Below are 25,412 nucleotides of genomic sequence, written 5' to 3' on the forward strand. Positions count from 1 at the left end.
TCATAGAATATAAAGATTACTGCCAGTCATTAACTTGAATCCATACAAAAAAAGGCAACCATACGGTTGCCTTTTCTTTCGTTTGTAGTTTGTAAATGTATGTATAAGATTTTTATTATATCTTATTTATTTCCTTTTGCGTAATCGGCTAAGAACTGAGCTAATCCATTATCTGTCAAAGGATGTTTTAACAATCCTTCGATAGCACTTAATGGCCCAGTCATTACGTCTGCTCCAATCTTAGCACAGTTCACAATATGCATTGTGTGACGCACTGATGCAGCTAAGATTTCAGTATGAAAACCATAGTTATCATAGATTTGACGAATTTCTTGGATTAACATTAATCCATCAGTTGAAATATCGTCTAAACGTCCAACAAATGGAGATACATAAGTAGCTCCCGCCTTAGCAGCTAATAAAGCTTGCCCTGCTGAGAACACTAATGTTACATTTGTTTTAATACCTTTAGAAGAAAAATACTTACATGCTTTTATACCTTCTTTTGTCATTGGTAATTTAACAACAATCTGAGGATTTAAAGCTGCTAACTCTTCACCTTCTTTTATCATCCCATCATAATCGATCGAGATAACTTCTGCACTAACATCACCATCTACAATTTCACAAATTGTTTTGTAGTGGTTAATAATGTTCGCAGCCCCTGTAATGCCTTCTTTAGCCATTAAAGAAGGGTTGGTAGTTACACCATCTAAAACACCAAGTGCTTGAGCTTCTCTAATCTGATCTAAATTAGCTGTGTCAATAAAAAATTTCATAGTAATATATTTCTTATATTATGTTATGCTGTAGTCCAAAATTACAACTTATATCTGGGTTAATCACAATTTTTGAATCATAATTTATTCCTTTATCTTATAATGATTCATTAGCAATTTCTCATAAGTTTTACTCGGTAGAACCTTCTTTAAGAATAAAGAAAACTTTTGCAACTTCTCCCCAACTTTATACCTAACTTTAGGTTTTTTAGTATTGATTATTTTAAAAATAGCTTCAGCCATTTCCATTGGATTATTACCACTATCCACATGTGTATTTGCCATGTCTAAAGACATTTGATAAACATCTTTATACGGAGAGTCTTGTAACACTGGAGCATGATATCTTCCTGCAGCAATATTAGTGGCAAAATCTCCAGGAGCTACATTTGTAACTTCTATTTTGAAAGGTTTCAGTTCCATGCGCAAAGCCTCTGTTATCATCTCTAAAGCGCTTTTTGAAGATGAATAAATACCTCTAAAAGGCAATCCCATATATCCTGCAATAGAAGTAACATTAATAATTAAACCACCTTTCTGATTTCGCATCGTAGGTAATGCTGCTTTGATAACTTCAATTGGACCAAAAACGTTAGTTTGAAAATTATTAATTATCTCATCTGTAGGAATTTCTTCAATAGGACCAGTAATTCCTACACCTGCATTGTTGATTAAGATGTCGATTCTCCCTTCTTTTGCTACTACTTCAGCTATAGCACTTACAATAGTTACTTTATCTCTTACATCGAGCTGAACTAATGGAAATTTAGATCCTACGACCCTCTCCGGATTGCGACTTGTTCCATAAACTTTAAATCCCTTTAGAGTTAAATACTCTCCTACACATTTGCCTATACCAGAAGATCCTCCAGTGATAAAAACTACTTTACTCATTTTGCTTTTCTTATTTAAACAAATATAATACTATCGATAACAATAATAAAGAATACACTATAATTTGATAAGTTGCTATATTTACACAAAACTAATTAGTTCCACATGATTAAAAACACATTATTACTTGGTTTGTTTGCTGTACTCTTGCTAAATTCTTGTAAAGGCGTACAGCAAAATTTAGATAATAGTCTTTTAAACAACACTACTGTAGTACCATATCAATATTACGCGCTAATTAACCAAGATTCGATTGCAACAAACTTAAAAAAGCTTGCTTCTGATGAATTTCAAGGTAGACGTACTGGCGAGCCTGGTCAGAAAAAAGCAACTGAATTTATTGTCAACTTCTACAAGAAAAGGGGAATTGCACCACCAAAAGAAATGGATGGCTATCTACAGAGTATTCCCTCTTCATTTATGAAACCTTCAATGATGAAACTACAAGACAGTGAGAATATACTAGCCTATTTTGAAGGAACAGAAAAACCAGAGGAAGTTTTGATTATTTCTGCTCATTATGACCATATGGGAATACTATTAGATCAAATATATTACGGAGCTGATGACAATGGTTCTGGAACTGCATCTATTATGGAGATAGCAAGAGTATTTCAACAATTAAAAGAACAAGGGATTCAACCCAAGCGATCTGTATTGTTTATCCACCTTACAGGGGAAGAATTTGGACTTTTTGGTTCAAAGTACTATGTTCAGAATCCTATATTTCCAATTGAAAACACCATTGCTAACCTTAATATTGATATGATAGGACGCCGAAGTAAAGAGCACTCTGGCAAAGGTGATTATATTTTTGCAGTTGGTTCAGGAAAATTGAGCAAAGATCTTTATGATGTTGTAAGTTCAGCAAATAAAGAATCAATCAACCTTACAATTGATTATAAATTTGACGATGAAAATGATCCACAACAAATTTATTATCGATCTGATCATTATAGTTTTGCCCAAAAAGGTATTCCGGCAGTATTTTATTACAATGGCACTCATGATGACTACCATTTACCTTCAGATACTTTTGATAAAATAGATCTACCTTTACTTACAAAGAGAACTCAATTAATCTTTACAACAGCTTGGAAATTAGCAAATGGAGAACACAGACCCCAACTTACAGAAAAAAAGAACTAAAAGAGCCAAAATAATTGATATCTCATTATTTATCTTGTGCATGACAAATCTTATATTATGGCTTATAAGAGCTGGGTATGCCTATAATATAGAAAGCTATACTGCCTTTGCTTGGATTTATAATAATTTATTTACTCCAATGTACTATGCCTTATATGTACTTCCCATTGCTCTTGTGCTAAGTTTTATCAATCGAAGGATTACTTTAGATTCTTTTTCATTCCTATCTATCAAATGCTTAGCAATTACCTATATACTAATATTTATAATTAGATAAAACATTCTAACATATACTGACAAAAAAAGGCCATTCTAAATAGAATAGCCTTTTCCTTTTGGGTGGATGATGGGTTTCGAACCCACGACCTTCGGAACCACAATCCGACGCTCTAACCAACTGAGCTACAACCACCGTGTCATGAATTTTATTTTAAAACTAAATCCCAAAGTTTTTGGGTGGATGATGGGTCTCGAACCCACGACCTTCGGAACCACAATCCGACGCTCTAACCAACTGAGCTACAACCACCGTGTTTTGTTTAACGGTTGCAAAGGTACCTATTTTTCTATACCTCGCAAGCTTTTTTAGAAAAAAATTACATCAATTTATCTAAACTGCTGACTGCTAAATACCTTTCAACAGTAAATCCTTCTGCGAATTCTTTATTAACCAACCTTCCTAGATCCTGCGCGCGATACGTTATGCTATCCAAAAAGTTTTTTGATGTTATTGGCGTTTTCGGTTCACTCGATTTTGGATCGTAAAATTGCGTCCCATAAGCCAAAACTGAAGCTAATTTTTGCTCCATAAAACCTTCTACATCTACAACAAAATCTGGCTCAATATTCTTCCATTGAATATAGTGATAAACCAGTTTTGGCCTCCATGCTTCTTGACTAACTCCGTCTAACTCTGTCTGAATCTTCATCAATCCAGATAAAAAACAAGCATCAGAAACAAGCTTACTTCCTTTTCCGTGGTCAATATGCCTATCGTCTATAGCATTACACAAGACAATCTCTGGCTTATACTTGCGTATCATTCTTATTATTTCCAGTTGGTGTTTTTCATCATTGACAAAAAAGCCATCTCTAAAACCCAAATTCTCACGTGCAGACACACCAAGTATTCTTGCTGCTTCTTCTGCTTCTGCTTTACGTGTTTCAGCTGTGCCACGAGTTCCAAGCTCTCCTCTGGTTAAATCAACTATTCCCACAGTTTTCCCCAATGACACTTCTTTGGCAATTGTTGCTCCACATCCAAGTTCCACATCATCTGGATGTGCTCCAAAAGCTAAGATATCTAATTTCATCATTCCTTTGTTGTGAACTCTTAATCATTCTTACTAACTGTTAAAAAAAACAAGAGTAATTCAGATACAAATTCCTTTTAATATTAATACTAATTATTTTAAAACCTTTTTCATCGTCGAAGACTTATTCACAGTTTCGATAAACTCCGACGTAGGATCACTATCTTTAGTCACCCCACACCCAATGTATAAGCTCACTTTGTCACATTCCACTTCCATGCAGCGTAGATTAACGTATAAATCAGTCTCTTCTACCGTTTGTTCAATCACATTACAGTTTAGTTCACCTATATATCCTGCATAGTATTTACGCTCATAGCCTTCTTCATTAATCAAAAACTCTCTGGCCTTCGCTTTTGGCATACCACATACCGCTGGCGTGGGATGCAATGCATCTACAATAACTTTAACGTTATTTTCTTTAAGTTCTGCTACCACACTTGTGCATATATGCATAACGCGTGCAGCTCTTTTAGTAAATGGTTCAGAAACTGTTATCTTGTTAGCTAATGGATTTAAACTTTCCACTATAAAATCAGTCACAAACTGCTGTTCTTCCTTCTCTTTTTGCTCCCATACCACATCTTGTTGCCCATTATTTACTTGGGTTCCTGCTAATGCCATGGTCTCTAATACTCCATCCTTTACTTTTAATAGTGATTCGGGTGTTGCACCTGCCCACATCCCTATTTCTGGATGATAAATCACATAACAAAAAGCCGTAGGATATGATAAGCACAATCTATTAAACAGCCCTTCCAAATCACCTTGAACGTCTACTTGGATACTCTCTTTTCTGGATGGCACTACTTTTCCAAAAACATTCTGCTTAATTGCCGACACACATCGCTTCACCAAATCTTCAAAATTCTCTTTAGCAATCGCATCATTGTAATTTAATTCAACGTCCTCTAAATCCAATTTCCCTTGTGGCGCTTGCTCTACAATAATAGCTGATTCAGATAAAGGAATATAAAATCGCTTTCCTTGTGCAAAAGGAGCTAAAACAAATCCCACTTCATCAAAATTCTCAATAAGGTGTAGCTCTCGCGTTTTTTGAAAAAGCCCCACCATTTGATCTGCATTAGGCTTTCTATATACTACAAATGGTCTTTTTTCTTCAAATTGCTTAAGTAAACATTTATACAAATACATACTTACTTTCTTCTATCTATTACAATATTAGTTATTTTACAGAGTGAAATTAACTCCCCATTTTCATCTGTTATGCGAATTTCCCATAAATGCAACATACGACCTCTATGAATCAACTTAGCTGTTCCTGTCACTAAACCAGCTCTCTTACTTTTTACGTGATTAGCAGAGATTTCAATACCTCTGATTTCCTGCGTTTCTGGATCTATCAACATAAGAGAAGCCCCACTCCCTAAGCTTTCTGCCAAGGCCACTGAGGCACCACCATGCAACAATCCCATGGGTTGATGCACTTCAGGTTTAACTGGCATAGTTGCTACAAGGTATTCTGGGCCTGCATCAACGTATTTTATTCCCAATGTTTCCATCAGGGTATTCTTAGAGACTTTAGCATACATTTCTAAAATAGCCTCCTTATCAAAGTTCTTTCTTATATTATTGCTCATAATCTTACAAATTTAAAACCTATGTGGCTTAGTGCTCTTAAAATTAAAGTAAATTTCCCCTTCAATTCTTAAAAAAAATATAATTATCACTCTTTTTCCTATATCTCCAAGTTTCCTGACTTTAATCAACGTTCAATTTCTTATTTTTTAGTAATTTTGCCCCACAAAAACATACACACAAACTACAACTTTTTTTAAACACAATGGAAGATATCCAGGCAGAAGTGCACAAAGCATACGAAATAATCAAAAATGGTGGTATCATTTTATACCCTACAGATACTGTATGGGGAATAGGTTGTGACGCAAATAATCCAGAAGCTGTAAAGAAAATTTACAGTTTAAAACAAAGAGCTGAATCCAAAAGCATGATTGTTCTTGTCAATGGAGACAGACTTCTACATAGGGTTTTTAACGAAATTCCCGAAGTTGCTTGGGATATCCTTGATTATAGCGACAAGCCAACAACACTTGTTCTTGACAATCCAAGATATGTTGCTAAAGAGATTATTTCCTCTGACAACGCTTTAGGCGTTCGAATTGTTACGGAGCCTTTTTGTTTTAAATTAATTGAGCGAATGAAATCGCCTTTGGTTTCAACTTCTGCTAATATAAGCGGACAGCCTTCTCCTCAAAATTTCAAGGAAATATCAAAGGAAATTATTGACGGGGTAGATTATGTTGTGAATCTAAGACAAACAGAAATCAAACCTGTTAAACCATCAACTGTAATAAAACTAACAGCAAATAGTCAAGTGACAATACTTAGAAAATAACGGTATTGTCCTTTTATCATTATGAATACTAAAACTCCAATATATAAAGAAGCCTTAACAAATCCTATATTTGATTACGTATCAAAAGCAGCTGAAAACCTAAAAGTTGACAGTTATGTGATTGGCGGTTACGTTCGAGACTTCTTACTTCAAAGAAACACTAAGAAAGACATTGATATTGTTGCTGTTGGCAGTGGTATTGAACTTGCTTTGGAAGTTTCTAAATTATTGCCTAATCAACCCAAAGTTCAAGTGTTTAAAAACTATGGCACAGCCATGTTGCGCTTTGATGATATGGATATCGAATTTGTTGGTGCACGAAAAGAATCTTATCACTTTGACAGTAGAAAGCCTGTAGTAGAAGATGGCACACTACAAGATGATCAGAACAGACGTGATTTTACAATTAACGCCTTGGCTTTATCTTTAAACAAAGCAAACTACGGCGAATTGTTAGATCCCTTTAACGGCGTTAGTGATTTGAATAACAAAATTATACGCACTCCTTTAGATCCAGATATTACCTATTCTGACGATCCGTTGCGCATGATGCGAGCAGTGCGTTTTGCTGCTCAGTTAGATTTCTTTATTCACGAAGATTCCTTTGAGTCAATTACTCGAAATCACAAGCGTTTAGATATTATTTCAGGAGAGAGAATCGTCGAGGAGTTGAACAAAATACTATTGACAACAACTCCTTCTAAAGGATTTCTTTTATTGTATAAAACAGGGTTATTAGACTTGATTCTTCCTGAATTAACTGCACTAAACCAAGTAGAAGAAATTGAAGGTCACACACATAAAAACAACTTCTATCACACTTTAGAGGTTGTAGATAACATTAGTCAAAACACAGATGACTTATGGCTTAGATGGGCAGCCCTTTTACACGACATTGGCAAAGCTCCTACTAAGAGATATACAAAGAGAAACGGTTGGACCTTTCATGGGCACGAGTTTTTAGGAGGCAAAATGGTGAAGAAAATCTTCACTCGTTTACACATGCCATTGAATCAAAAAATGAAGTTTGTTCAAAAGATGGTTATGATGAGCTCAAGGCCAATTGTCTTAGCACAGAAAGAAGTTACTGATTCTGCAGTGCGACGTTTAGTTTTTGATGCAGGGGAAAATGTAGAAGATTTGATGACGCTATGTGAAGCAGACATTACCACTAAGAATCCAAATAAATTCAAGAAATACCACAATAATTTCAAAGTTGTTAGACAAAAAATTGTTGAAGTAGAAGAAAGAGATCATGTTCGCAATTTCCAACCTCCTATTACAGGTGAAGAAATTATGGATATATTTGGTTTAAAACCTTGCAGAGAAATTGGTTCAATCAAAGAATCAATCAAAGAAGCTATTTTAGAAGGTGTTATACCAAATGAATATGAAGCTGCTTACCATTTTATGCTTGAAAAAGCTAAAAAAATGGGATTAGAAATAGTCAATAAATAATAGACAATATATATGAAAAATTATTTTTTACCCTTTGCTAAAGCTTCACTAATATTAGTGTATTTAGTGATATTTGCTGGTGCAGCGGTAAGGATGACAGGTTCAGGAATGGGTTGTCCAGACTGGCCTAAATGTTTCGGATACTACATCCCTCCTACTGATGTTGAAGTATTGCAATGGCAACCAGATCGTCAATATGAAAAAGGACAAATGATTATTCATGACGATAGTTTATGGAAAGCAAAAGAGGATTTTACAACAACATCTGAGTATAACGAGGTTCACTGGGAAAAATATACTAAGCACGATTATGCTGAGTTTAATCCAAATCACACTTGGACCGAATACATCAATAGGTTATGTGGTGCTTTGGCAGGATTAGCTTGTTTGGCAATGGCTATTGCCTCGTTTTCATATTGGAAAGAGCGAAAATCCATTACACTTGCCTCGTGGTTAGTTGTTGCTTTAATGGTATTTCAAGCGTGGTTAGGTGCAGTTGTTGTTTATTCCGTACTAAACCCAATTAAGATTACAGTTCACATGGTAATGGCGTTAGTTATCGTAGCGATTATTATCAGTATCATACACGCATGTAGATGTAGAAATGAAGAAATTAGAAAATACCACAGCAGTTTCAAAACCATACTTATTGTATCCTTAATCTTTACATTAGTACAAACTGTATTAGGTACTCAAGTAAGAGAGTTTATAGATGAAAAGATACAAGCGGGAATTGGCAATGAACATTTATGGTTAAATATGCCAAATATTGAGTTCTACATACACCGTAGTTTCTCCTTTTTAATTTTAGCTGTAAACATCTATTTGTTCTACACCAATAGAAAATACAACCTTGGATTTGACAAAATGAAATGGGTTATGATTTTGCTAATCTTAGAAGTATTTACGGGGGTTTTGATGAATTATCTTCACTTCCCATTTGGATCACAAACAGCGCACTTAGTACTGGCTTCTATACTATTTGGAGTACAATTCAAATTAATTCTCGAAGCAAGAAAATGTTACTACTGCGGTAGAAGTTCGGAAGACTAAAAAATAAATTAAATACATAAAAAAGCGAAACAAGAAAACGTCAAATTCTTGTTTCGCTTTTTTTATTCTATTTTCTCAATTAAATTGTCTTGTATTCAACACAGGATATTACCTCAACCTCAGAGAAATATCTGACCTAAAAAACTTATTGCTTTTCATTGTCCAATATAAACGTGGCTGTTGCCTCCGCTACTTGTTTGAGATGCAATGGCAACTCTTTATCCTTATAAGGGTGTTTTGCCCCAAAGACGTGATTAGCACCATCTACAATATTGAGTAGAGAGTTCGAAATCCACTGATGAAGTAATTGAGCTTCTTTTAACGGCACAGCCTCATCCTCAGTCCCCTGTACAATCAACGTTGGCTTATTCAAATGTTGAGCTGCGACTTGTACATTAAGTCGTTCTTCATTTTGCTCGTAATCCTCCCAAAAAGTAAAGTAATGTGGCATCTTCTGATTTGTCCTTCCGTTGATTACATAGAATACCCCTTGTTCTTTCCATTGATCAAAGCGATCGTGATGCGGAAAGCGCTTTCTAAAATCAGAAACACCTGCCCAAGTAATAACTCCCTTTACATCAGAATTAAAATATCCTTGAAGAATGACTGCGCCACCTCCACGGCTATGCCCAATCAAATAAATATTACTCGCATCTATCCCGTCAAGTGTTTTATAATAATCGATTACAGTAGTCAAATCGTTTTGTTCTTGGCTATAAGTGCTATGTCCGAAAGCTTCTAAATCCTCAAACTCCGTAGGCTTGTCAACCGTAGTACCATTCATACAAAAATTAAACTTGACTACACAGCATCCCTTCTCTGCAATATAATCCATCGCTAAATCCCAAGCTCCCCAATCTTTAAAACCTTTATATCCATGACAGAATATCACCAAAGGCAATACTTTATCATTTGCTGGACGGGTAATATCCGACAATATATCTCTATTATTTGAGCTCTTTAATACAACTGTCTTTTTAAATAATTCACCTTTCATAACACATCATTTTAACATTTGATAGCAATAATTTATATCTATTTTAAAACTATAAAAACTAACTTAGCAACAATCAACTTATAATAAAAACATATTTACAATGAAAAAAGTAACTAAACGCATGAAATTCACAAGTAGTATTCTAATGCTAACGTTTTTATTGATCTCTGCAGGAATTGACTTTAGCCATGCACAAGAGAAAAAGAATGACTTCAAGGTAAAAAGCACTACCTATGAGTACAAAATTACTAAGGAAACTAAAGATACTGATTTAGAGTTGATAAAAAAAGAAGTCAACGATGAAAAAGTAGCTACCTTAAACTTTTCGAACATCAAGAGAAATGACAAAGGTGAGATCATCGCTATTACGACAAAATTTATTGACGAAAGAGGGTCTTCTCAACAAAAGTCAGAGTATAACTCCATGGGAATAAGTCCTTATTCAATAACAATTCACGAGAACGACAAAGGAGATAAATACTTAGAAATTTCAACTCCAAATAACCCCATGTTTAGCAACCAAAGTAATTTCGGTATGCAAAGTTCCATGTTTGGCAATAGCCATGCAGGAGAACAAGACAGTTTCTTTACAAGTGATATCATGGAGATGATGCAATCGATGCAAGAAGATATGCAAAGGCAACGCGAAGAATTTATGAAAATGATGCAACAACATAGCGAACCTACAGAAGCAATAACTCCACAGAAAACCAAATAAGTAAAGTGATGTTTTTTTTCAAACAAACTAAAAAGGAGTGTATTCATACAGAATACACTCCTTTTTTAATTTCATATTATTAGATATAAAATCTATTTTAAATACTTCTCTCCTGTTCTCTGACTTAGGTTTTCGAACATCTCTTTGTACTTAGGTACCTCAACACCATATTTTACTGCCTCTTTGACAATATAACCTGTCATAATCCCCAATTCATTAGAAAGCTTACCACTAAGAAAATCACTGTGCATAGATGTTGTCGATTCATAAGGTATAGCCTTTAACCTACCTTCCACTACATCTACAATATCAGCTGACAAAGTAATTCCCTTAGCTCTCGCCAATGACGATATCTCGATCAAGAGCTGGTGCATAACATCTGCGTGATGCTCCATTACGCCGCCAAAACAAGAGTTATAATACGTTGTCGCAGTCGCAGAAGAAGAAACCAAAATATACTTCTCCCACACTTCCCTACTAATATCACATGTCGCTAAGGCATTAATTCCCGCGTCAGTCAATATCTTTTCAAAAAAGCTCATTTGCGGGGTAAGCTCTTTGTCTAAACCAAAGAGTATACGTTGTCTTCCACTGGGATTATCCACTACACCTGGTTCTTTCAATCGAGTTACAATATAAGTGCACCCCTTCCAGACCTGTCCTTCTTTGAATGCAGAGGCTAACAATTCGAAAGCTTCTACTCCATTTAAAAGGGGCAATATAACGGTACTATCATCTACGACCTCTTTAAGATCGCTAATGACTGGTTCCAAATCATATCCTTTTGTCGCTAAGATAATGTAGTCTAACTTACCAGCTTTCTTGATGTGATCAACAACTAAATTAGGTTTTCCTACCCATTTCTCCTTATCAGTATAAACTTCAATCCCACTGGTACTTATCACTTGGTAATTATCACCTCTTGCAACAAAAATTATTTCAATACTGGGGTCATTTTTATAATAACTTGCTAATAGACCACCATAAAAACCCCCAACACCTCCTATGCCTAAAATTGCAATTCGAGTCTTCATATGCTACTTGTTTTATAATTTCAAACAAGGTAATAAGTTTTCTCGAAACCAAATTCCCTTTTTCAATTTATTGTATTATCCGATAGACACCACGTCTAATACAATCTTTATCAAGAACAATATAGAAAGTACATATACCGTCGGGGTAATATCCTTATGCTGATTAGCACCTAATTTTAAAACTGTAAAACTCAAAATACCAAATACAATTCCCTCTGCAATACTATAAGTGAATGGCATAAAAACTATCGTTAAAAATGCAGGTAAGCCATCTGATAGATTATTAAAATTGATATTCGATACAGAACTAATCATAAATAGCCCTACGATTATCAATGCTGGAGCTGTAGCAGCTGCAGGAATCATCAAGAATATCGGTCCCAAGAATAAAGCTAAGGCAAACATAACAGCTACACTTACTGCAGTTAGTCCAGTTCTACCTCCCGATGCCACACCAGAGGCACTCTCTACATACGAAGTCACAGAACTTGTCCCTAATATCGCTCCAAAAGTAGTCCCCATTGCATCCGTAAATAAAGCCTTTTTCATTTGAGGAAAATTCCCATCCTTGTCCGCTATATTCGTTTTAGAAATCACACCAATTAAGGTACCTACTGTATCAAACAAATTAACAAACAAGAAAGTAAAAACAACTACAACCATATCTATAGACAAGATCTGGTTCCAACCTTCTGCCGTAAACATAGGTTTGATAGCTTCTCCAAAGATAGGCTCAATTGAAGGAGGTAAATCTACCACTCTACTCGGCAAAGATACATCACCTAAAATAACTCCAAAGACTGTCGCCGCAAGGATACCAAAGAGAATGGCTCCATTTACATTTCTAATCAATAAAATACCAGTAACGACCAACCCTACAAGCGTTATCCATACGGTATGTTGACTAAAATCACCTAAGCGAACCAAAGTATTGGGATCTCCTACTACCACACCTGCACTCTTTAGACCTATAAGCGTTATGAACAAACCTATTCCAGCAGGGATAGCTTCTTTGAGTACTTTTGGAATACTCTTTACGATTAATTCCCTAACATTAAAGAAGGTTAAAAGTAGAAAAATGATCCCTTCAATAAATACTGCTGTCAAAGCAAACTGCCATGAATACCCTAAAGTCAAAACAACAGAATAAGTAAAGAAACTATTCAATCCCATTCCTGGAGCTTGAGCAATAGGCAATTTGGCATACAAGCCCATTAACAGTGTTGCAAAAATAGTAGCTAAAGCAGTTGTGGTAAACAAAGCACTCTTATCCATCCCGGCATCCGCAAGAATATTCGGATTCACAACCAAGATATAAGACATGGTTAAAAAAGTAATTATCCCAGCTACAAACTCACGTTTTATAGTGGTACCGTTACTACTTAACTGAAAGTAGTTCTCCAAAAAGTTTTTCATTGTGTTGTTGCGTTAAGCAAACAAAAGTAAAAAGTTTTTAAATACAACTCTATTAAAATTCAAAGATTCCACATTAAAACTAATTAATTAGAAACAGAATCAATACATCGCTATGAAAACACAATGACTTAATACTCTTTCAAAGTACTGTTGTGTCAACTAATTCTTGAAAGTCCTTGGGCAGGGTTTTCTTCTTCTTTACCATTTACAACTTTTCTTTTTTCAATCTCGAACACACAAAGATTAATGCAATATAATTCACCCCTAAAACAATATTTACTATAACTAAGCACTAAAACCCAAACTATCTGCAATGCTTCATTAAATCTAAAGACGCTGTGTGTACACATATGATTGCCATATCCCTCTTTAACACAGATTAAGCGATAGACATAAAAACGAAAAGTAATTATACAAAATAGCTCTGAATCTAAGAAAAAAGCATACTGTAGTATAGTTGTAGAAGAAATGAAAGAGATATGAAGTAGAATTGCTTTGGGCACTGTCTCTTAAAGTGTGTAAGTTCAAAAATAAAGCTTGGGTTAGGTTTTTAAAAACGTCTTATCACAAGATAGATGAACATCTTAAACATAAAAAGCAGCATCATTTCTGAATACTGCTTCATATAGAAAAGTCTAAACAATTTACTGAACTCTAATCGTAACAGGTAGTGTGAACTGAGAACGAACTGCCTTTCCTTTATTCATGGCAGGTTTCCATTTTGGCATTCTCTTTAAGACTCTGATAGCCTCTTGTCCTACTCCGTATCCAGGATCTCTCATCACTTTGATATCTGTTAGACTACCGTCTTTCTCTACTATAAAAGACAGGATAACTTTTACTTCCTTCACACCAGCATCTATTTCTGGTGTCCTAAATGAGTCCACAAATCGGCTGTTAAATTTAGCCAATGTCTCATAAGGTTCTGCCTTAGTAGATACTCCTATATATACTGTCGTATCTTCCAGCCCTACTCCTTTTGTAGCGTCATTGGAATCCACCACTTCATCTGGATTATCTGTTCTGGCTTCATCAATAGCAATTACCCCATCTGGATTAGCATCTAAATTATGTGCTCCTGGGTTAGCATCAATAAAATCATCCACTTTAGGGGCTACTTTAGTAACCTCATTCGCATCTGCTGCCTCCAACTCGCAAAACTCTACTTCTTTAATCTTGCTTAATACTGTTTCTACCTTTTTGGCAGGGAGTTCTACGATTGGCTCCTCCTTAGGTATAAAGGTTTCCACTTCTACTGCTTTAGGCCTAATAACCTCATCAGGAACCACTACAACCGAACCTTCATCATTACTCGCAAATAAGTTAGAGATCACTGTAGGTACAATAAATACGGCACTAAAGAGGAACATTCCTGCTACCAAGGACAAAACGGTGGTACGCGAACTGTTTTTGCGCAAATTATACGCTCCATACGCCTTATTGCGGTGTTCAAAGACAATATCCAACCAATCTTTTCTAAACAAATCATTCTTTGCCATAATTATTTATTTTAAATGTTAAACAACAGACTGTTGGATTATTCGAATACCAACAGCTAAATCAATCTACAGCTACTCTCATAGTGTATTAAAAAATTAATATTATACTAAATTATATGACTAATATACAAATTATAAACAAAAACATTACACATTTACAAATTAAAGTATTTATTTTTATTAAATAAACACTAACAAAACCTATTAAGAAAGCTCATGATATACACTTTTTCTCCTCATGAGCTTATTTGACTAATATGTCTTATTCTGCTTTTTTTGGCTAATCAAAAAAACTACAAAACCATCTGCGAATAGATCGTCAGTACTTATTCTGAAATGTATCGGAAACATCAGTAAGACCAAGGTAAAACCTCAAAAAAAAAGAACTGCCTTTAAAAGACAGTTCTTCAACTATATTATTTTCTTCTATATGTTTTAATAACTTGACTAACAAAAACAGGACCATTAGGGTCATATATATCTAATATCAACATAAACTCTGATTCTATATCAGTGAATACTATTCCCTCTTTATTTGTTAGTTTATAGATTTTATCTTCACGATACTTTTTAGTTTTAGGGTTATGGTAGCTCACTTTATCACAGTGTAAAGACCTTTCTTAAACAATACTTGTATTATGACACTGATTATCTTGTCCATACTTAATACCTGCAATAGCCTTTGTATTAGAATTAAATGCATTAAGTTCCTTTCTACATCTATCTTCAAAAAACGCTTCACCACTATCCCATTTGACATCCACTAAGTCCCATTTACCAATCAATTTATCAATGGTAATTAATTCATCTCTATTATCGTAACCACATTCTATATTATCACTAGAACATCCTTAAACAAAAAAACAAACAAGTAAACACTAAAAGTAATCCTCATTTCATATTTTTGTAATTCTCAGCAAATAACTAAATCGTAATAACAAGTCGAGTACCCGAAGGCAAATCCTTATTCCACACCTCTGCTATTTCCTCTAAAGGGTAAGCTGCAGTTTGAATCTTCAATTTGTCATTAGAGGCTAATAAAAACATTTCGGGTAAGATTACTTTGTTAAAGACAATTAATTCCTCGGCTGATAAACTTCCAAAACCAGAGCCCAGTATTTCTATAGCAGAGCTACGCAAGATAGCAGAAGTTAACGCAATCTCTTTACCTGCCATATCACCCGCTGTTACAATTTTTGTAGTATGCGATAGGTGATGTATACTTCCGCCCTTTAAAGTATCTAAAATCCAAGTTATAGGCTGTCCCCACAGATAGTCAATTACGATATCGATAGGATACTGATCGTGAATCGCTTTTAATTTACCTTTCACCGCTTCTTCTCCTTCTTTTAGATTAATCGTATGCGTAGCGCCGAATGTTCTTAACTCATTAAGAATACGCTCATTACGCCCCGTCACGATAATCTCATTTGCTCCATAGTATTTTGCAATTTGCACGGCTACCTGACCTGTAACACCCGTAGCCCCATTAAAAAGTATATTTTGTCTTTTCTCCAGCTTCCCTCTTATCAATAAGGGCATGGCAGAACCCAATACAGCATTGGGTAAGGCTGCGGCTGTCACATAATCTAAGTTATGAGGGATAGGTGTAATCTGTTGGGAAATCAATGCATACTCAGCCAGCATCCCCGTCATACCTTGTGCGTAAACACGTCTGCCATCTTCCAATAGCCCGACGCCATCTACCCCTACAACACAAGGAAAATCCTTATAACTCGCATAGTGCTTTCCACTCACTCTCGCCTTGTCCAAATTCTTAATTGCCGCTGCTTTAACATGCAACAATTGTTGATTTAAACCATTGCTAACTGGAGCTTCTATTTCACCATATACAGGTACTGAACCAGACTTATACAATACTGCTGCCTTCATATTCTCAATAAAATAAATAAAGCACAATATTACAACAATAAGAAGTATCATTTCTAAAAAAGATAGCAAGTCCGCTCACTTATATGACTCCCACATTTTTTATCAATCCAAAATCTTTCTTAGTCCAATACAACTAAGCAACTCTACTTAATATCTTCTTCATTCACCCTTAAACCACCCAGATGTTTGCATGTCTTACTAATTCAGATCGATTTTGTATCGCTACTATTCACTCAGATGTCTATCTAAAATTTGGCGTTTGAAAAAAATAATAAAAAAAACAACCAACTTATCAATTTTTAATTAACTTTGTAATTCAAAGTACTTTTATTATGAGTAATAAAGCTATTGAAGATTTAGCGCAAATCAAGACAATGATGGAGCGTTCTACTAAGTTTTTAAGTCTTAGTGGATGGAGTGGAATTTGGGTAGGACTCTGTGGATTAATTGCCAGCGGTATCTTGTATATCTGGCAAACAAATTCACTGTACAGCTATCAGGACCTCACGCTTAACGATCCTTATCAAAATACGTACAATGCATTTAACTTATTGTCATTAGCATTGATCACCTTTATAGTAGCCGTTACTGGAGGTTTCTATTTTACCATTGTGAAAACGCGAAAACAGGGAAAACAATTTATCAATAGCTTAACCAAGAGATTGCTAATTCGCTTTTCTCTACCACTTGTTGTTGGTGGTATTCTTTGTCTATTGTGGTATAAGTACAACCTTTTGTCTTTTGCTTTACCAACTACCCTAATTTTTTATGGACTTGCTCTGTATACTGTACAGGAGGACACAGTAAAAGAAGTGAAAATAATAGCACTATTGCAACTTTTATTAGGACTTGTATCCTTCTATTTTATAGATTATACCTTACTTTGTTGGGCTATTGGTTTCGGGCTGATCCACCTTCTTTATGGCATAATCCTTTGGAATAAATACGACAAACAAAACTAACAGTTATGAAATTTGATTTAGATAAATTGAACAAAGTCTTTGACAACAGAATCCGCGTAGGTATTATGAGCGGATTAATGGTCAATGAATCACTTTCGTTTAACGATCTAAAAGAATATTTAAGCCTGACTGATGGCAACCTGGCTTCTCATCTAAAAAACTTAGAAGAAAGCCAGTATATTACTGTAACAAAGGGATTTATTGGACGAAAAACTAACACTACCTATTCTGCTACAGAAGAAGGAAAAATGGCCTTTAAACAACACTTAACCTATCTCGAAAATTTAATCAAAGAGTTGAAATAATTTTTTTAATTTTTTACTTTGAAAATCAAAGTACTTTTAATATTTAAAATATGGAAAAAGAAAATCAAAAACCAATGATCAAGGGAATCATCATTACTGTACTATCCCTACTATTACTTATCGCTATCCCTTTTATCACAGGTATAGTATCAGAAAGAGAATCGTTTCAAAGAGAAGTTAAAAATGAAGTAACTTCCAAGTGGGGTAACGAACAAACAATCTACGGCCCTTTCATTTATGTAGAATACAAAAAAACCTATGTTCAAAAAGACAATACCATAGTTGAAAGAACAGTGCCATCACTAACTTCTCCACAATCTCAAAATATAACGGGAAAAGTAGAAACTCAAATTAAAAAGCGAAGCCTATATGAAGTCACGCTTTACAACACAAATTTGAATGTTGATGCCTCTTTTATCTCTCTCGATAAAATCGCAGAAAAGTTAAAACTCGACAGCAAAGATCAATTCACTACAGCAAAGATTGTCTTTGCTATATCTGATAGCAGAGGATTTACAGAACAAATCAATATCAACGGCAATCCTTCCAATTTTTTTGAACAGGACAACGAAATTAGCACTAAGTCAAGCTTAAATCTCTTGAGTTTTGACATCAAGGAATCTACTATTGATCTTAGCAAAATCAGTTTTCCACTACACCTAAAAGGGTCAACAGAATTAAAGTTTCTTGCCACTGCCAAAGAAAACAAAGTAAAACTGAATACGACTTATCAGGATATCAAATACATTGGAAGCTACCTACCTGATAGCGAATCAGAAAAAATGACGTTAAGCAATCCAACGTGGACTATCTTTCAATCATTTCCCTTTGAGGCAAACATCAACAACCTGGAAAGTTTAGAAACTTTTGAATTTGGATTAAAATTCTTACAGATGAATGATTTTTACAGCAAAGTAAACAGGGCAACTAAATATGCCTTATTATTCATCGGGTTAACTTTTGCAACATTTTTCTTTATGGAGAACTTAAAGAATCTTCAAATAAATATTTTGCACTACGCTTTAGTAGGGTTGGCTTTGTGTATCAACTTTGTCCTATTATTGTCTTTTGCTGAGTACGTTGGTTTCAGTTATGCTTACTTAATTTCAGCCACTGCGACAATTACATTGATTACCTCATTCCTCTATGGCTTGAGCAAGAACAAGAGAATTGCACTGACTATCATGGGACTGCTATCGCTATTATACACTTTCTTATTCTTCTTACTTCAGTTGAAAGAAGCAGCGTTAATTGTCGGAAGTATTGGACTTTTTGCAATTTTAGCAATACTGATGTACTTTTCAAAGCGAATAACATTCAGCAAATAAACAGGTCTATCTATAGAAATGTGTAAGCCTATTCTTAAACAAACAGTAGCGACAGACGCAATAAACTGAACAAGAATCATTTAACTAAAACACACAAGTATCACTATCTATAACCTCCTTTGATGAAAAGGAGGTTATTTTTTACAATATTCGCAATACGTTTCATAAGTTTTCCAATTCTAATTTACTTCCAAACACAAATAAATTACAGAGAGGTATTTGCCGTATCCTACTTGGTTAGGGGTTTGTTCGGAGATGGTGGGAGGTTCATTCGCAAAAGTGCCCTTAATCCCAGTAAATAGCGTACTTTATCGCACCAATATCCGAACAAAGTACCCATCGGCTTTAAATGGCTTGAGCCATAAAGCTGATATTTAAAAGGCCTAACGACTATATCACTCAAAAAGTGGACTGATCATTTATGTTTCTTTACGTCTATTTGTACTATTTTTGCATTAGTCGTTAAAAGGGTAATTAACAAAGAAGTACAACACATTATTTCCTGTAATTTTCATTGCAATACTCACATAGTATGAATTTGATACTGTAATACCATTCATTTTTTCTTATTTTTGCTATATCACTAATTAAAAAGATGAAAATGAAAAAAACCGTATTTATCTTAGCTTCAATTTTAAGTTTTGCAGTAGTAAGCTGTAAAGACAAACAAGCTACAACAGAGACACCTGAAACGAATCAAGAAACGACACAAACAGAAGTTCAAGTGGAGAAAACAGAAAGTAAATTGACAGGAAGTTGGGAACTATTAGCTGTTACCACACCTGCAGCAGAAGGTAAAACTGTTGACCAATTATTCCCTAACAAAAAACCAAGTTTAACTTTCTCAGGAGAGAATCAATTGAACGGTAATGACGGTTGTAATAACATCATGGGTGAATATGAAAGCAAAGAGAACAACGGTATTGCTATCGGAGATAAATTAGCAGCTACAAAAATGTTCTGTGAAGGTGTTGCTGACACTGTATTTATGCAAGGTTTAACTTCAGTAACAAAATATGATATTGTAGGTGATGAACTTTTATTCATCTCTGGAGATATCGTAGTAATGAAATTTAAGAAAGCCGAAGTAACAGAGTAGGCTATATTTAAAATATTGTATTTCAATATAAAATCCTTTTAATTTAAAAATTAGAAGGATTTTTTCTTTTTAGTTAGGGTATATTTCTACTTCTAAACTAAAATAAAGGCACATGAATCACGCTGTCTCTTTTTCAGCGTTAAAAGTGTATTAATCCCATGGTCATAAAGGTCATAAAACTTCTTTAAAATTGTATAATTATGTATCTTTGTTCCTTTGCAAAAAATTATGATTAATTCAGACGATAATATTGAAGTTTTAGGAGCGAGAGTACACAATCTAAAGAATATAGATGTCGTAATACCTCGTGAAAAACTTGTTGTAATAACAGGATTATCTGGATCGGGAAAATCCTCACTTGCTTTCGATACGATCTACGCCGAAGGACAACGTCGCTATATAGAGACATTTGCTTCCTATGCCAGACAGTTTTTGGGTGGATTAGAGCGACCAGATGTCGATAAAATTGATGGTTTATCTCCTGTAATAGCTATTGAACAAAAGACTACCAACAAGAGTCCACGTTCAACAGTAGGAACCATTACAGAAATTTACGATTTCTTGCGTCTTTTATATGCACGCGCTGGTGAAGCGTATAGTTATAACACGGGCGAGAAAATGGTTAGCTACTCCGATGAGCAAATCCAAGAACTAATTGCAAAAGACTTTGACGGCAAACGCATTAATATCTTAGCTCCTGTTGTTCGCGCAAGAAAAGGACACTACAGAGAATTATTTGAGCAAATTGCAAAACAGGGGTTTCTTAAAGTTCGCATAGACGGTGAAATTAGAGATATTGAATCTGGAATGCGCATTGATCGCTATAAAACCCATGATATCGAGATTGTCATTGACCGAATAGCTGTAGATCAAGAAGAACTAACCCTTCAACGCATCGCCCAAAGCATCAAAGTTGCCATGCATTACGGAGATGATATCATCATGGTACTGGAACAAGATTCAAGTGATTTTAGGTATTTCAGTAGACATCTGATGTGTCCAACTACGGGAATATCTTATCCGAAACCTGAACCGAACAATTTCTCTTTCAACTCTCCCAAAGGAGCTTGTGAATGTTGTAATGGATTAGGTACTATTAACCAAGTGAATATACAGAAGATAATACCTGACAACAAAGTATCTATTAAAGCTGGAGGTATTGCACCATTAGGTACGGAGAAAAAGTCGTGGATGTTTAAACAATTGGAAACAATCGCTGAGCGATACAAGTTCTCGCTAAACGATCCTATTTCAAAAATCCCTGATGAAGCCATGGAGGTGATCCTCAATGGAGGCAATGAAAGCTTTTCGGTAGTATCAAAAGTTGCAGGAATCACTAAGAATTACAAAATCGATTTTGAGGGAATTGTCAATTTCATTAAAAATCAATTTGAAGAAAGCGAAAGTTCGACAATCAAACGTTGGGCAAAAGACTTCATGGACGAAATAGATTGTCCAGAATGTGGTGGTAGTCGCCTGCGCAAAGAAGCATTGTACTTTAAAATCGGAGAAAAGAACATTGGAGAGTTAATCCAAATGGATGTGGAAACATTGATCAAATGGTTTCAAAATCTTCCTCCACAATTGACAAACAAGCAAGCAAGTATTGCTACTGAGATATTAAAGGAAATCAATACTCGTCTGTCATTTTTAGAAGATGTAGGATTAACCTATTTATCTTTAAACAGAAGTTCGCGTACACTATCAGGTGGAGAAGCACAGCGCATCCGATTAGCCACACAAATAGGCTCTCAACTGGTAGGTGTATTGTATATCTTAGACGAGCCGAGTATAGGACTGCACCAACGAGATAATGAGCGATTGATAAAGTCTTTGGAATCACTGCGTGATCTTGGAAATTCTGTACTTGTCGTTGAGCACGATAAAGATATGATCGAACGAGCTGATTACGTTATCGACATTGGTCCGAGAGCCGGAAAGAATGGAGGTAAGATAATCAGTACTGGAACGCCACAAGAATTGCTACAAGAACAAACGCTAACGGCTAAGTATCTCAATGGTCAAATGAAGATAGAGGTTCCTAAACAAAGGCGAAAAGGAAATGGAAAAACCTTGAGATTAGAAGGAGCTACGGGTAACAATTTGAAGAATGTCACAGTAGATATTCCATTGGGAACGCTTACTTGTGTGACTGGAGTTTCTGGTTCAGGAAAGTCGACATTAATCAATGGTACGCTTTATCCTATTTTGAATACTCATTTTTACAATGCAGTTGCCAAACCACAACCTTATAAAAAGATTAAGGGGCTTGAGCACTTGGACAAAGTGATCTGTATAGATCAGAGTCCTATTGGAAGAACTCCTCGTTCAAACCCTGCTACTTATACGGATGTGTTCTCTGATATACGCAACTTATTTGCTCAAACCCCTGAAGCGGCAATACGAGGATATAAGCCTGGTAGGTTTAGTTTTAATGTAAAAGGTGGTCGCTGTGATACTTGTGAAGGATCAGGAGTACGCACAATCGAGATGGGCTTTTTACCGGATGTATATGTAGAATGTGAGACGTGTCAAGGCAAGCGTTTTAATAGAGAAACCCTTGAGATAAGATACAAAGGAAGGTCAATTTCGGATATTTTAAATATGACTGTTCAAGAAGCGGTAGAGTTTTTTGAGAATATTCCAAAAATATATCGTAAATTGAAAACAATTGATGAAGTTGGCTTAGGATACCTAACTTTAGGACAACAAAGTACTACTTTATCTGGTGGTGAAGCACAGCGCATTAAGCTTGCCACAGAACTTTCTAAGAAAGATACAGGTAATACCTTCTATATCCTTGATGAACCAACAACTGGACTTCACTTCGAGGATATACGCGTACTGATGGAAGTTATTACGAAATTAGTAGAGAAAGGAAATACGATATTAATTATTGAACACAACTTGGATGTAATCAAGCTTGCAGACTATATCATTGATGTAGGATATGAAGGAGGTAGTCAGGGAGGTCAGATAGTTGCAACGGGAACACCAGAGGAAATTATAAAGAATAAAAAAAGTTATACCGCTCATTTTTTGAAGAATGAGCTTTAAAGATTAGATGATATGAAAGAAATTTTTGAAAGTGAAGAGGCTAAAATTCAAGACAAGTTCAAACAAAGATCTTGGAATGAAATAAAGACAAATGATTCTTGGGGAATCTTTAAAATTATGTCTGAATTTGTAAATGGGTACGAGAACATGGGACGTATCGGTCCAAGTGTATCTATTTTTGGTTCAGCGCGTACTAAGAAAGATGATCCTTACTATAAATTAGCTGAGGAAATTGCATTCAAAATTAGTAAAGCTGGTTATGGCGTAATCACAGGAGGTGGTCCTGGTATTATGGAAGCAGGTAACAAAGGAGCACATTTAGGACAAGGTGTTTCTGTTGGACTAAACATCGAATTGCCATTTGAGCAACACTTCAACCCATATATTGACCACGATAAAAACTTACAATTTGACTATTTCTTTGTACGCAAAGTAATGTTTGTTAAGTACTCTCAAGGTTTTGTAGTAATGCCTGGTGGTTTTGGTACACTTGATGAGTTGTTTGAAGCTGTAACGTTAATTCAAACGAAGAAGATTGCTAAATTCCCTATCGTTCTTGTTGGAACTGAGTTCTGGGGAGGATTGATTGATTGGATAAAACAAACCTTATTAACTAAGCACAATAACATTTGTGCGGAAGATATGGACTTAATTCAATTAGTTGACAGTGCGGATGAAGTAATTGAAGTAATTGACAACTTCTATAAAAAGTATAATTTAAGACCAAACTTTTAATATCATATTACAAAAAAGAAACTGCTTAGTAAATACTAAGCAGTTTCTTTTTGTCCTATAATCACTTGTAAAACAAAAAGGTTCCCATAGTATTACTACAGGAACCTTTTTGTTATTATTATCGTGCGGTATATTATAGTCCTAATACCTCTTTTACTTTTTGCTCAAGAGCAGCACCTCTCAAGTTAGTTGCAATCACGACACCATTACCGTCGATTAAGTAACTTGCTGGAATACCTTGAATCCCGTAAGCAGAAACGATTGGATCATTCCAATAAGCAATATTAGATACTTGCGTCCAAGTTAGGCCATCTTTTGCAATTGCCTCTTCCCACTCTTCTTTTGTTCTATCTAATGAATAACCGATAATATCAAATCCTTTATCGTGATATAATTTATAAGCTTTTACAAGATTAGGATTTTCTTTGCGGCAAGGTCCACACCAAGCAGCCCAAACATCAATCAAGATAAGTTTCTTTCCTTGCATATAGTCATATAAAGACAACTCTTCACCTGCAGGTGTAGTTCCTTTAAAATCACCTATCTTCTCTCCTATTACAGGTACAGCTGTTTTGCTCTCAGTCAAAGTTTTAATAGCAGCTTGTGTTTTCTTTCCTAATAATGTACTTTTTAAGTCAATAGAAAAAGCGTCAAACTCCTCTTGGTATTCTTTAGCTGTTTTTCCTTTAGTAGGAACTTCTTTAGATAAAATCAATAATGCAATGGCAGTATTTTTATTTTTCTCTTTAAAGTTAGCAGGATAGTTTTCTAACTCCTGAACCATTGCTTCATACTTTTGCTCAACAGCTGCGCGATTTTTTACAGCTTCTTGATCATTTTCATCAACTGGCATCATCAAAGCAAGACCGTTGTCATTCAAGAAAGCTTTAAGCTCATCTATCTTTGGAATCATATTAGATTGTAACTCTTGCAACTTATTATTTGCTTCCGTACCTTCTACTTTTATCTTCGTTAACTCCTCTTTGTCATAGAAAATTTTAATATCCCCTTTTTCTCCAACAAATGGAACTGCTCCTAATGGTTCTTCTTCACTTCCAAATACAATGTAAGCTTCGTCTAAGTCATTAAAAGTATTCTCAAATACAACTTTTCCTTCTTTTACCTCAGCTTTAGAGATTGTTGTTGGCGCTACTGCTCCTATTTCAATAGTTTGTAACTCTACATTTGAGCCGTCAGGAATATTCGCAACTTCTACTGAAATATTACCTGCTTTATTACAAGCTACGAATATTAAAGCAGATGCTAGCAATACGCTAATTCTTTTCATTATTTTTCTTATTTAAAATTTAATCCTAAATTAAAGAAGTTTTTAGAGATTATACTAC

The 25,412-nt window shown here is 35.1% G+C and carries 24 protein-coding genes and 2 tRNA genes; 11 read left to right on the forward strand and 15 right to left on the reverse strand.

The genetic code is table 11. The features are described 5' to 3' along the window. Nucleotides 1-122: 122 nt before the first annotated feature. Together fsa and GOQ24_RS09535 are read right to left on the reverse strand one after the other, a co-directional pair. Nucleotides 123-779: a fructose-6-phosphate aldolase gene (gene fsa / locus GOQ24_RS09530; RefSeq protein WP_155092365.1), complete on the reverse strand. Its 657-nt coding sequence runs from the start codon at nucleotides 777-779 to the stop codon at nucleotides 123-125. 84 nt (nucleotides 780-863) lie between these two features. Continuing rightward, nucleotides 864-1,673, reverse strand: coding sequence for an SDR family oxidoreductase (locus GOQ24_RS09535; protein WP_155092364.1), 810 nt, complete (start codon nucleotides 1,671-1,673; stop codon nucleotides 864-866). A 105-nt stretch (nucleotides 1,674-1,778) separates the two neighbouring features. Between GOQ24_RS09535 and GOQ24_RS09540 the strand changes: the two genes are divergently transcribed. Continuing rightward, nucleotides 1,779-2,822: a M28 family metallopeptidase gene (locus GOQ24_RS09540; protein ID WP_160339572.1), complete on the forward strand. Its 1,044-nt coding sequence runs from the start codon at nucleotides 1,779-1,781 to the stop codon at nucleotides 2,820-2,822. A gap of 338 nt (nucleotides 2,823-3,160) precedes the next feature. Here GOQ24_RS09540 and GOQ24_RS09545 read toward each other — a convergent pair. The 5 genes from GOQ24_RS09545 to GOQ24_RS09565 all read right to left on the reverse strand — a co-directional run bounded on the left by GOQ24_RS09545 (nucleotide 3,161) and on the right by GOQ24_RS09565 (nucleotide 5,736). Continuing rightward, nucleotides 3,161-3,234, reverse strand: a tRNA-His gene (locus GOQ24_RS09545). Nucleotides 3,235-3,277: 43 nt separating this feature from the next. After that, nucleotides 3,278-3,351, reverse strand: a tRNA-His gene (locus GOQ24_RS09550). 67 nt (nucleotides 3,352-3,418) lie between these two features. After that, on the reverse strand, nucleotides 3,419-4,135 hold the full coding sequence (gene bshB1 / locus GOQ24_RS09555) for a bacillithiol biosynthesis deacetylase BshB1 (RefSeq protein ID WP_155092368.1): 717 nt from the start codon (nucleotides 4,133-4,135) through the stop codon (nucleotides 3,419-3,421). 93 nt (nucleotides 4,136-4,228) lie between these two features. Beyond that, nucleotides 4,229-5,290 (reverse strand): chorismate-binding protein, encoded by a 1,062-nt coding sequence (locus GOQ24_RS09560; RefSeq protein ID WP_155092362.1) that lies wholly within the window; start codon nucleotides 5,288-5,290, stop codon nucleotides 4,229-4,231. Nucleotides 5,291-5,292: 2 nt separating this feature from the next. Next, nucleotides 5,293-5,736 (reverse strand): PaaI family thioesterase, encoded by a 444-nt coding sequence (locus GOQ24_RS09565; RefSeq protein ID WP_155092361.1) that lies wholly within the window; start codon nucleotides 5,734-5,736, stop codon nucleotides 5,293-5,295. A 203-nt stretch (nucleotides 5,737-5,939) separates the two neighbouring features. Here GOQ24_RS09565 and GOQ24_RS09570 point away from each other — a divergent pair, with 203 nt between their 5' ends. From GOQ24_RS09570 to GOQ24_RS09580, 3 genes are read left to right on the forward strand one after another with little or no spacing between them, the layout of a single operon-like run. Next, complete coding sequence (locus GOQ24_RS09570; RefSeq protein WP_155092360.1) at nucleotides 5,940-6,512, forward strand: L-threonylcarbamoyladenylate synthase; 573 nt, start codon at nucleotides 5,940-5,942, stop codon at nucleotides 6,510-6,512. A gap of 21 nt (nucleotides 6,513-6,533) precedes the next feature. Next, nucleotides 6,534-7,970 (forward strand): CCA tRNA nucleotidyltransferase, encoded by a 1,437-nt coding sequence (locus tag GOQ24_RS09575; RefSeq protein WP_155092359.1) that lies wholly within the window; start codon nucleotides 6,534-6,536, stop codon nucleotides 7,968-7,970. A 12-nt stretch (nucleotides 7,971-7,982) separates the two neighbouring features. Next, nucleotides 7,983-9,023, forward strand: coding sequence for a COX15/CtaA family protein (locus tag GOQ24_RS09580; protein WP_155092358.1), 1,041 nt, complete (start codon nucleotides 7,983-7,985; stop codon nucleotides 9,021-9,023). A gap of 145 nt (nucleotides 9,024-9,168) precedes the next feature. Here the strand turns inward: GOQ24_RS09580 and GOQ24_RS09585 are convergent, their stop codons facing one another. Then, the gene (locus tag GOQ24_RS09585) at nucleotides 9,169-10,020 is read right to left on the reverse strand and encodes an alpha/beta hydrolase family protein (protein WP_160339573.1); all 852 of its coding nucleotides are present in this window, start codon (nucleotides 10,018-10,020) and stop codon (nucleotides 9,169-9,171) included. A 100-nt stretch (nucleotides 10,021-10,120) separates the two neighbouring features. On the opposite strand from GOQ24_RS09585, the gene GOQ24_RS09590 reads away from it, so the two are divergent. Further along, nucleotides 10,121-10,738, forward strand: coding sequence for a hypothetical protein (locus tag GOQ24_RS09590; RefSeq protein ID WP_160339574.1), 618 nt, complete (start codon nucleotides 10,121-10,123; stop codon nucleotides 10,736-10,738). Nucleotides 10,739-10,830: 92 nt separating this feature from the next. Here the strand turns inward: GOQ24_RS09590 and GOQ24_RS09595 are convergent, their stop codons facing one another. The 6 genes from GOQ24_RS09595 to GOQ24_RS09620 form a co-directional block, all read right to left on the reverse strand. Beyond that, nucleotides 10,831-11,772, reverse strand: coding sequence for a ketopantoate reductase family protein (locus GOQ24_RS09595; RefSeq protein WP_155092355.1), 942 nt, complete (start codon nucleotides 11,770-11,772; stop codon nucleotides 10,831-10,833). 75 nt (nucleotides 11,773-11,847) lie between these two features. Beyond that, nucleotides 11,848-13,188, reverse strand: a complete 1,341-nt coding sequence (locus GOQ24_RS09600) for an NCS2 family permease (RefSeq protein WP_155092354.1) — start codon at nucleotides 13,186-13,188, stop codon at nucleotides 11,848-11,850. Nucleotides 13,189-13,832: 644 nt separating this feature from the next. Continuing rightward, the gene (locus GOQ24_RS09605; RefSeq protein WP_160339575.1) at nucleotides 13,833-14,687 is read right to left on the reverse strand and encodes an energy transducer TonB; all 855 of its coding nucleotides are present in this window, start codon (nucleotides 14,685-14,687) and stop codon (nucleotides 13,833-13,835) included. A 416-nt stretch (nucleotides 14,688-15,103) separates the two neighbouring features. After that, nucleotides 15,104-15,283: a hypothetical protein gene (locus tag GOQ24_RS09610; RefSeq protein ID WP_160339576.1), complete on the reverse strand. Its 180-nt coding sequence runs from the start codon at nucleotides 15,281-15,283 to the stop codon at nucleotides 15,104-15,106. 24 nt (nucleotides 15,284-15,307) lie between these two features. Next, nucleotides 15,308-15,472, reverse strand: a complete 165-nt coding sequence (locus GOQ24_RS09615; protein WP_160339577.1) for a hypothetical protein — start codon at nucleotides 15,470-15,472, stop codon at nucleotides 15,308-15,310. Between the two features lie 139 nt (nucleotides 15,473-15,611). Next, entirely contained in the window at nucleotides 15,612-16,580 is a 969-nt protein-coding gene (locus tag GOQ24_RS09620) for a zinc-binding alcohol dehydrogenase family protein (protein ID WP_155092350.1), read from the reverse strand. Between the two features lie 332 nt (nucleotides 16,581-16,912). Between GOQ24_RS09620 and GOQ24_RS09625 the strand changes: the two genes are divergently transcribed. The 6 genes from GOQ24_RS09625 to GOQ24_RS09650 all read left to right on the forward strand — a co-directional run bounded on the left by GOQ24_RS09625 (nucleotide 16,913) and on the right by GOQ24_RS09650 (nucleotide 24,066). Beyond that, nucleotides 16,913-17,542, forward strand: coding sequence for a hypothetical protein (locus GOQ24_RS09625; RefSeq protein WP_160339578.1), 630 nt, complete (start codon nucleotides 16,913-16,915; stop codon nucleotides 17,540-17,542). 5 nt (nucleotides 17,543-17,547) lie between these two features. Continuing rightward, nucleotides 17,548-17,847, forward strand: a complete 300-nt coding sequence (locus tag GOQ24_RS09630; RefSeq protein ID WP_155092348.1) for a winged helix-turn-helix domain-containing protein — start codon at nucleotides 17,548-17,550, stop codon at nucleotides 17,845-17,847. A 50-nt stretch (nucleotides 17,848-17,897) separates the two neighbouring features. Next, a complete protein-coding gene (gene creD, locus GOQ24_RS09635; protein WP_155092347.1) occupies nucleotides 17,898-19,175 on the forward strand; it encodes a cell envelope integrity protein CreD in 1,278 nt (425 codons plus the stop codon). Nucleotides 19,176-19,770: 595 nt separating this feature from the next. Further along, nucleotides 19,771-20,274, forward strand: a complete 504-nt coding sequence (locus GOQ24_RS09640; RefSeq protein WP_243731266.1) for an META domain-containing protein — start codon at nucleotides 19,771-19,773, stop codon at nucleotides 20,272-20,274. A gap of 228 nt (nucleotides 20,275-20,502) precedes the next feature. Further along, a complete protein-coding gene (uvrA, locus tag GOQ24_RS09645) occupies nucleotides 20,503-23,331 on the forward strand; it encodes an excinuclease ABC subunit UvrA (protein WP_160339579.1) in 2,829 nt (942 codons plus the stop codon). A 12-nt stretch (nucleotides 23,332-23,343) separates the two neighbouring features. Continuing rightward, nucleotides 23,344-24,066 carry a TIGR00730 family Rossman fold protein gene (locus GOQ24_RS09650; RefSeq protein WP_155092345.1) on the forward strand — a complete coding sequence of 241 codons (723 nt, stop codon included), beginning with the start codon at nucleotides 23,344-23,346 and terminating at the stop codon, nucleotides 24,064-24,066. Nucleotides 24,067-24,199: 133 nt separating this feature from the next. Here GOQ24_RS09650 and GOQ24_RS09655 read toward each other — a convergent pair whose 3' ends face one another. After that, nucleotides 24,200-25,354 carry a TlpA disulfide reductase family protein gene (locus tag GOQ24_RS09655; protein ID WP_155092344.1) on the reverse strand — a complete coding sequence of 385 codons (1,155 nt, stop codon included), beginning with the start codon at nucleotides 25,352-25,354 and terminating at the stop codon, nucleotides 24,200-24,202. Between the last annotated feature and the right edge of the window lie 58 nt (nucleotides 25,355-25,412).

This window comes from Myroides sp. LoEW2-1 (assembly GCF_009767705.1).
In the GTDB taxonomy this organism is placed as follows: Bacteria; Bacteroidota; Bacteroidia; order Flavobacteriales; family Flavobacteriaceae; genus Flavobacterium; species Flavobacterium album_A.

What these genes read in the sequence shown, in the direction of transcription:
- uvrA (WP_160339579.1), top strand. Translation starts at nt 20,503, where the DNA reads ATGATTAATTCAGACGATAATATTGAAGTTTTAGGAGCGAGAGTACAC.
- GOQ24_RS09625 (WP_160339578.1), top strand. Translation starts at nt 16,913, where the DNA reads ATGAGTAATAAAGCTATTGAAGATTTAGCGCAAATCAAGACAATGATG.
- creD (WP_155092347.1), top strand. Translation starts at nt 17,898, where the DNA reads ATGGAAAAAGAAAATCAAAAACCAATGATCAAGGGAATCATCATTACT.
- GOQ24_RS09650 (WP_155092345.1), top strand. Translation starts at nt 23,344, where the DNA reads ATGAAAGAAATTTTTGAAAGTGAAGAGGCTAAAATTCAAGACAAGTTC.
- fsa (WP_155092365.1), bottom strand. Translation starts at nt 779, where the DNA reads ATGAAATTTTTTATTGACACAGCTAATTTAGATCAGATTAGAGAAGCT.
- GOQ24_RS09605 (WP_160339575.1), bottom strand. Translation starts at nt 14,687, where the DNA reads ATGGCAAAGAATGATTTGTTTAGAAAAGATTGGTTGGATATTGTCTTT.
- GOQ24_RS09585 (WP_160339573.1), bottom strand. Translation starts at nt 10,020, where the DNA reads ATGAAAGGTGAATTATTTAAAAAGACAGTTGTATTAAAGAGCTCAAAT.
- GOQ24_RS09565 (WP_155092361.1), bottom strand. Translation starts at nt 5,736, where the DNA reads ATGAGCAATAATATAAGAAAGAACTTTGATAAGGAGGCTATTTTAGAA.
- GOQ24_RS09570 (WP_155092360.1), top strand. Translation starts at nt 5,940, where the DNA reads ATGGAAGATATCCAGGCAGAAGTGCACAAAGCATACGAAATAATCAAA.
- GOQ24_RS09540 (WP_160339572.1), top strand. Translation starts at nt 1,779, where the DNA reads ATGATTAAAAACACATTATTACTTGGTTTGTTTGCTGTACTCTTGCTA.
- GOQ24_RS09535 (WP_155092364.1), bottom strand. Translation starts at nt 1,673, where the DNA reads ATGAGTAAAGTAGTTTTTATCACTGGAGGATCTTCTGGTATAGGCAAA.
- GOQ24_RS09580 (WP_155092358.1), top strand. Translation starts at nt 7,983, where the DNA reads ATGAAAAATTATTTTTTACCCTTTGCTAAAGCTTCACTAATATTAGTG.
- GOQ24_RS09655 (WP_155092344.1), bottom strand. Translation starts at nt 25,354, where the DNA reads ATGAAAAGAATTAGCGTATTGCTAGCATCTGCTTTAATATTCGTAGCT.
- GOQ24_RS09595 (WP_155092355.1), bottom strand. Translation starts at nt 11,772, where the DNA reads ATGAAGACTCGAATTGCAATTTTAGGCATAGGAGGTGTTGGGGGTTTT.
- GOQ24_RS09640 (WP_243731266.1), top strand. Translation starts at nt 19,771, where the DNA reads ATGAAAATGAAAAAAACCGTATTTATCTTAGCTTCAATTTTAAGTTTT.
- GOQ24_RS09575 (WP_155092359.1), top strand. Translation starts at nt 6,534, where the DNA reads ATGAATACTAAAACTCCAATATATAAAGAAGCCTTAACAAATCCTATA.
- bshB1 (WP_155092368.1), bottom strand. Translation starts at nt 4,135, where the DNA reads ATGAAATTAGATATCTTAGCTTTTGGAGCACATCCAGATGATGTGGAA.
- GOQ24_RS09620 (WP_155092350.1), bottom strand. Translation starts at nt 16,580, where the DNA reads ATGAAGGCAGCAGTATTGTATAAGTCTGGTTCAGTACCTGTATATGGT.
- GOQ24_RS09560 (WP_155092362.1), bottom strand. Translation starts at nt 5,290, where the DNA reads ATGTATTTGTATAAATGTTTACTTAAGCAATTTGAAGAAAAAAGACCA.
- GOQ24_RS09590 (WP_160339574.1), top strand. Translation starts at nt 10,121, where the DNA reads ATGAAAAAAGTAACTAAACGCATGAAATTCACAAGTAGTATTCTAATG.
- GOQ24_RS09600 (WP_155092354.1), bottom strand. Translation starts at nt 13,188, where the DNA reads ATGAAAAACTTTTTGGAGAACTACTTTCAGTTAAGTAGTAACGGTACC.
- GOQ24_RS09630 (WP_155092348.1), top strand. Translation starts at nt 17,548, where the DNA reads ATGAAATTTGATTTAGATAAATTGAACAAAGTCTTTGACAACAGAATC.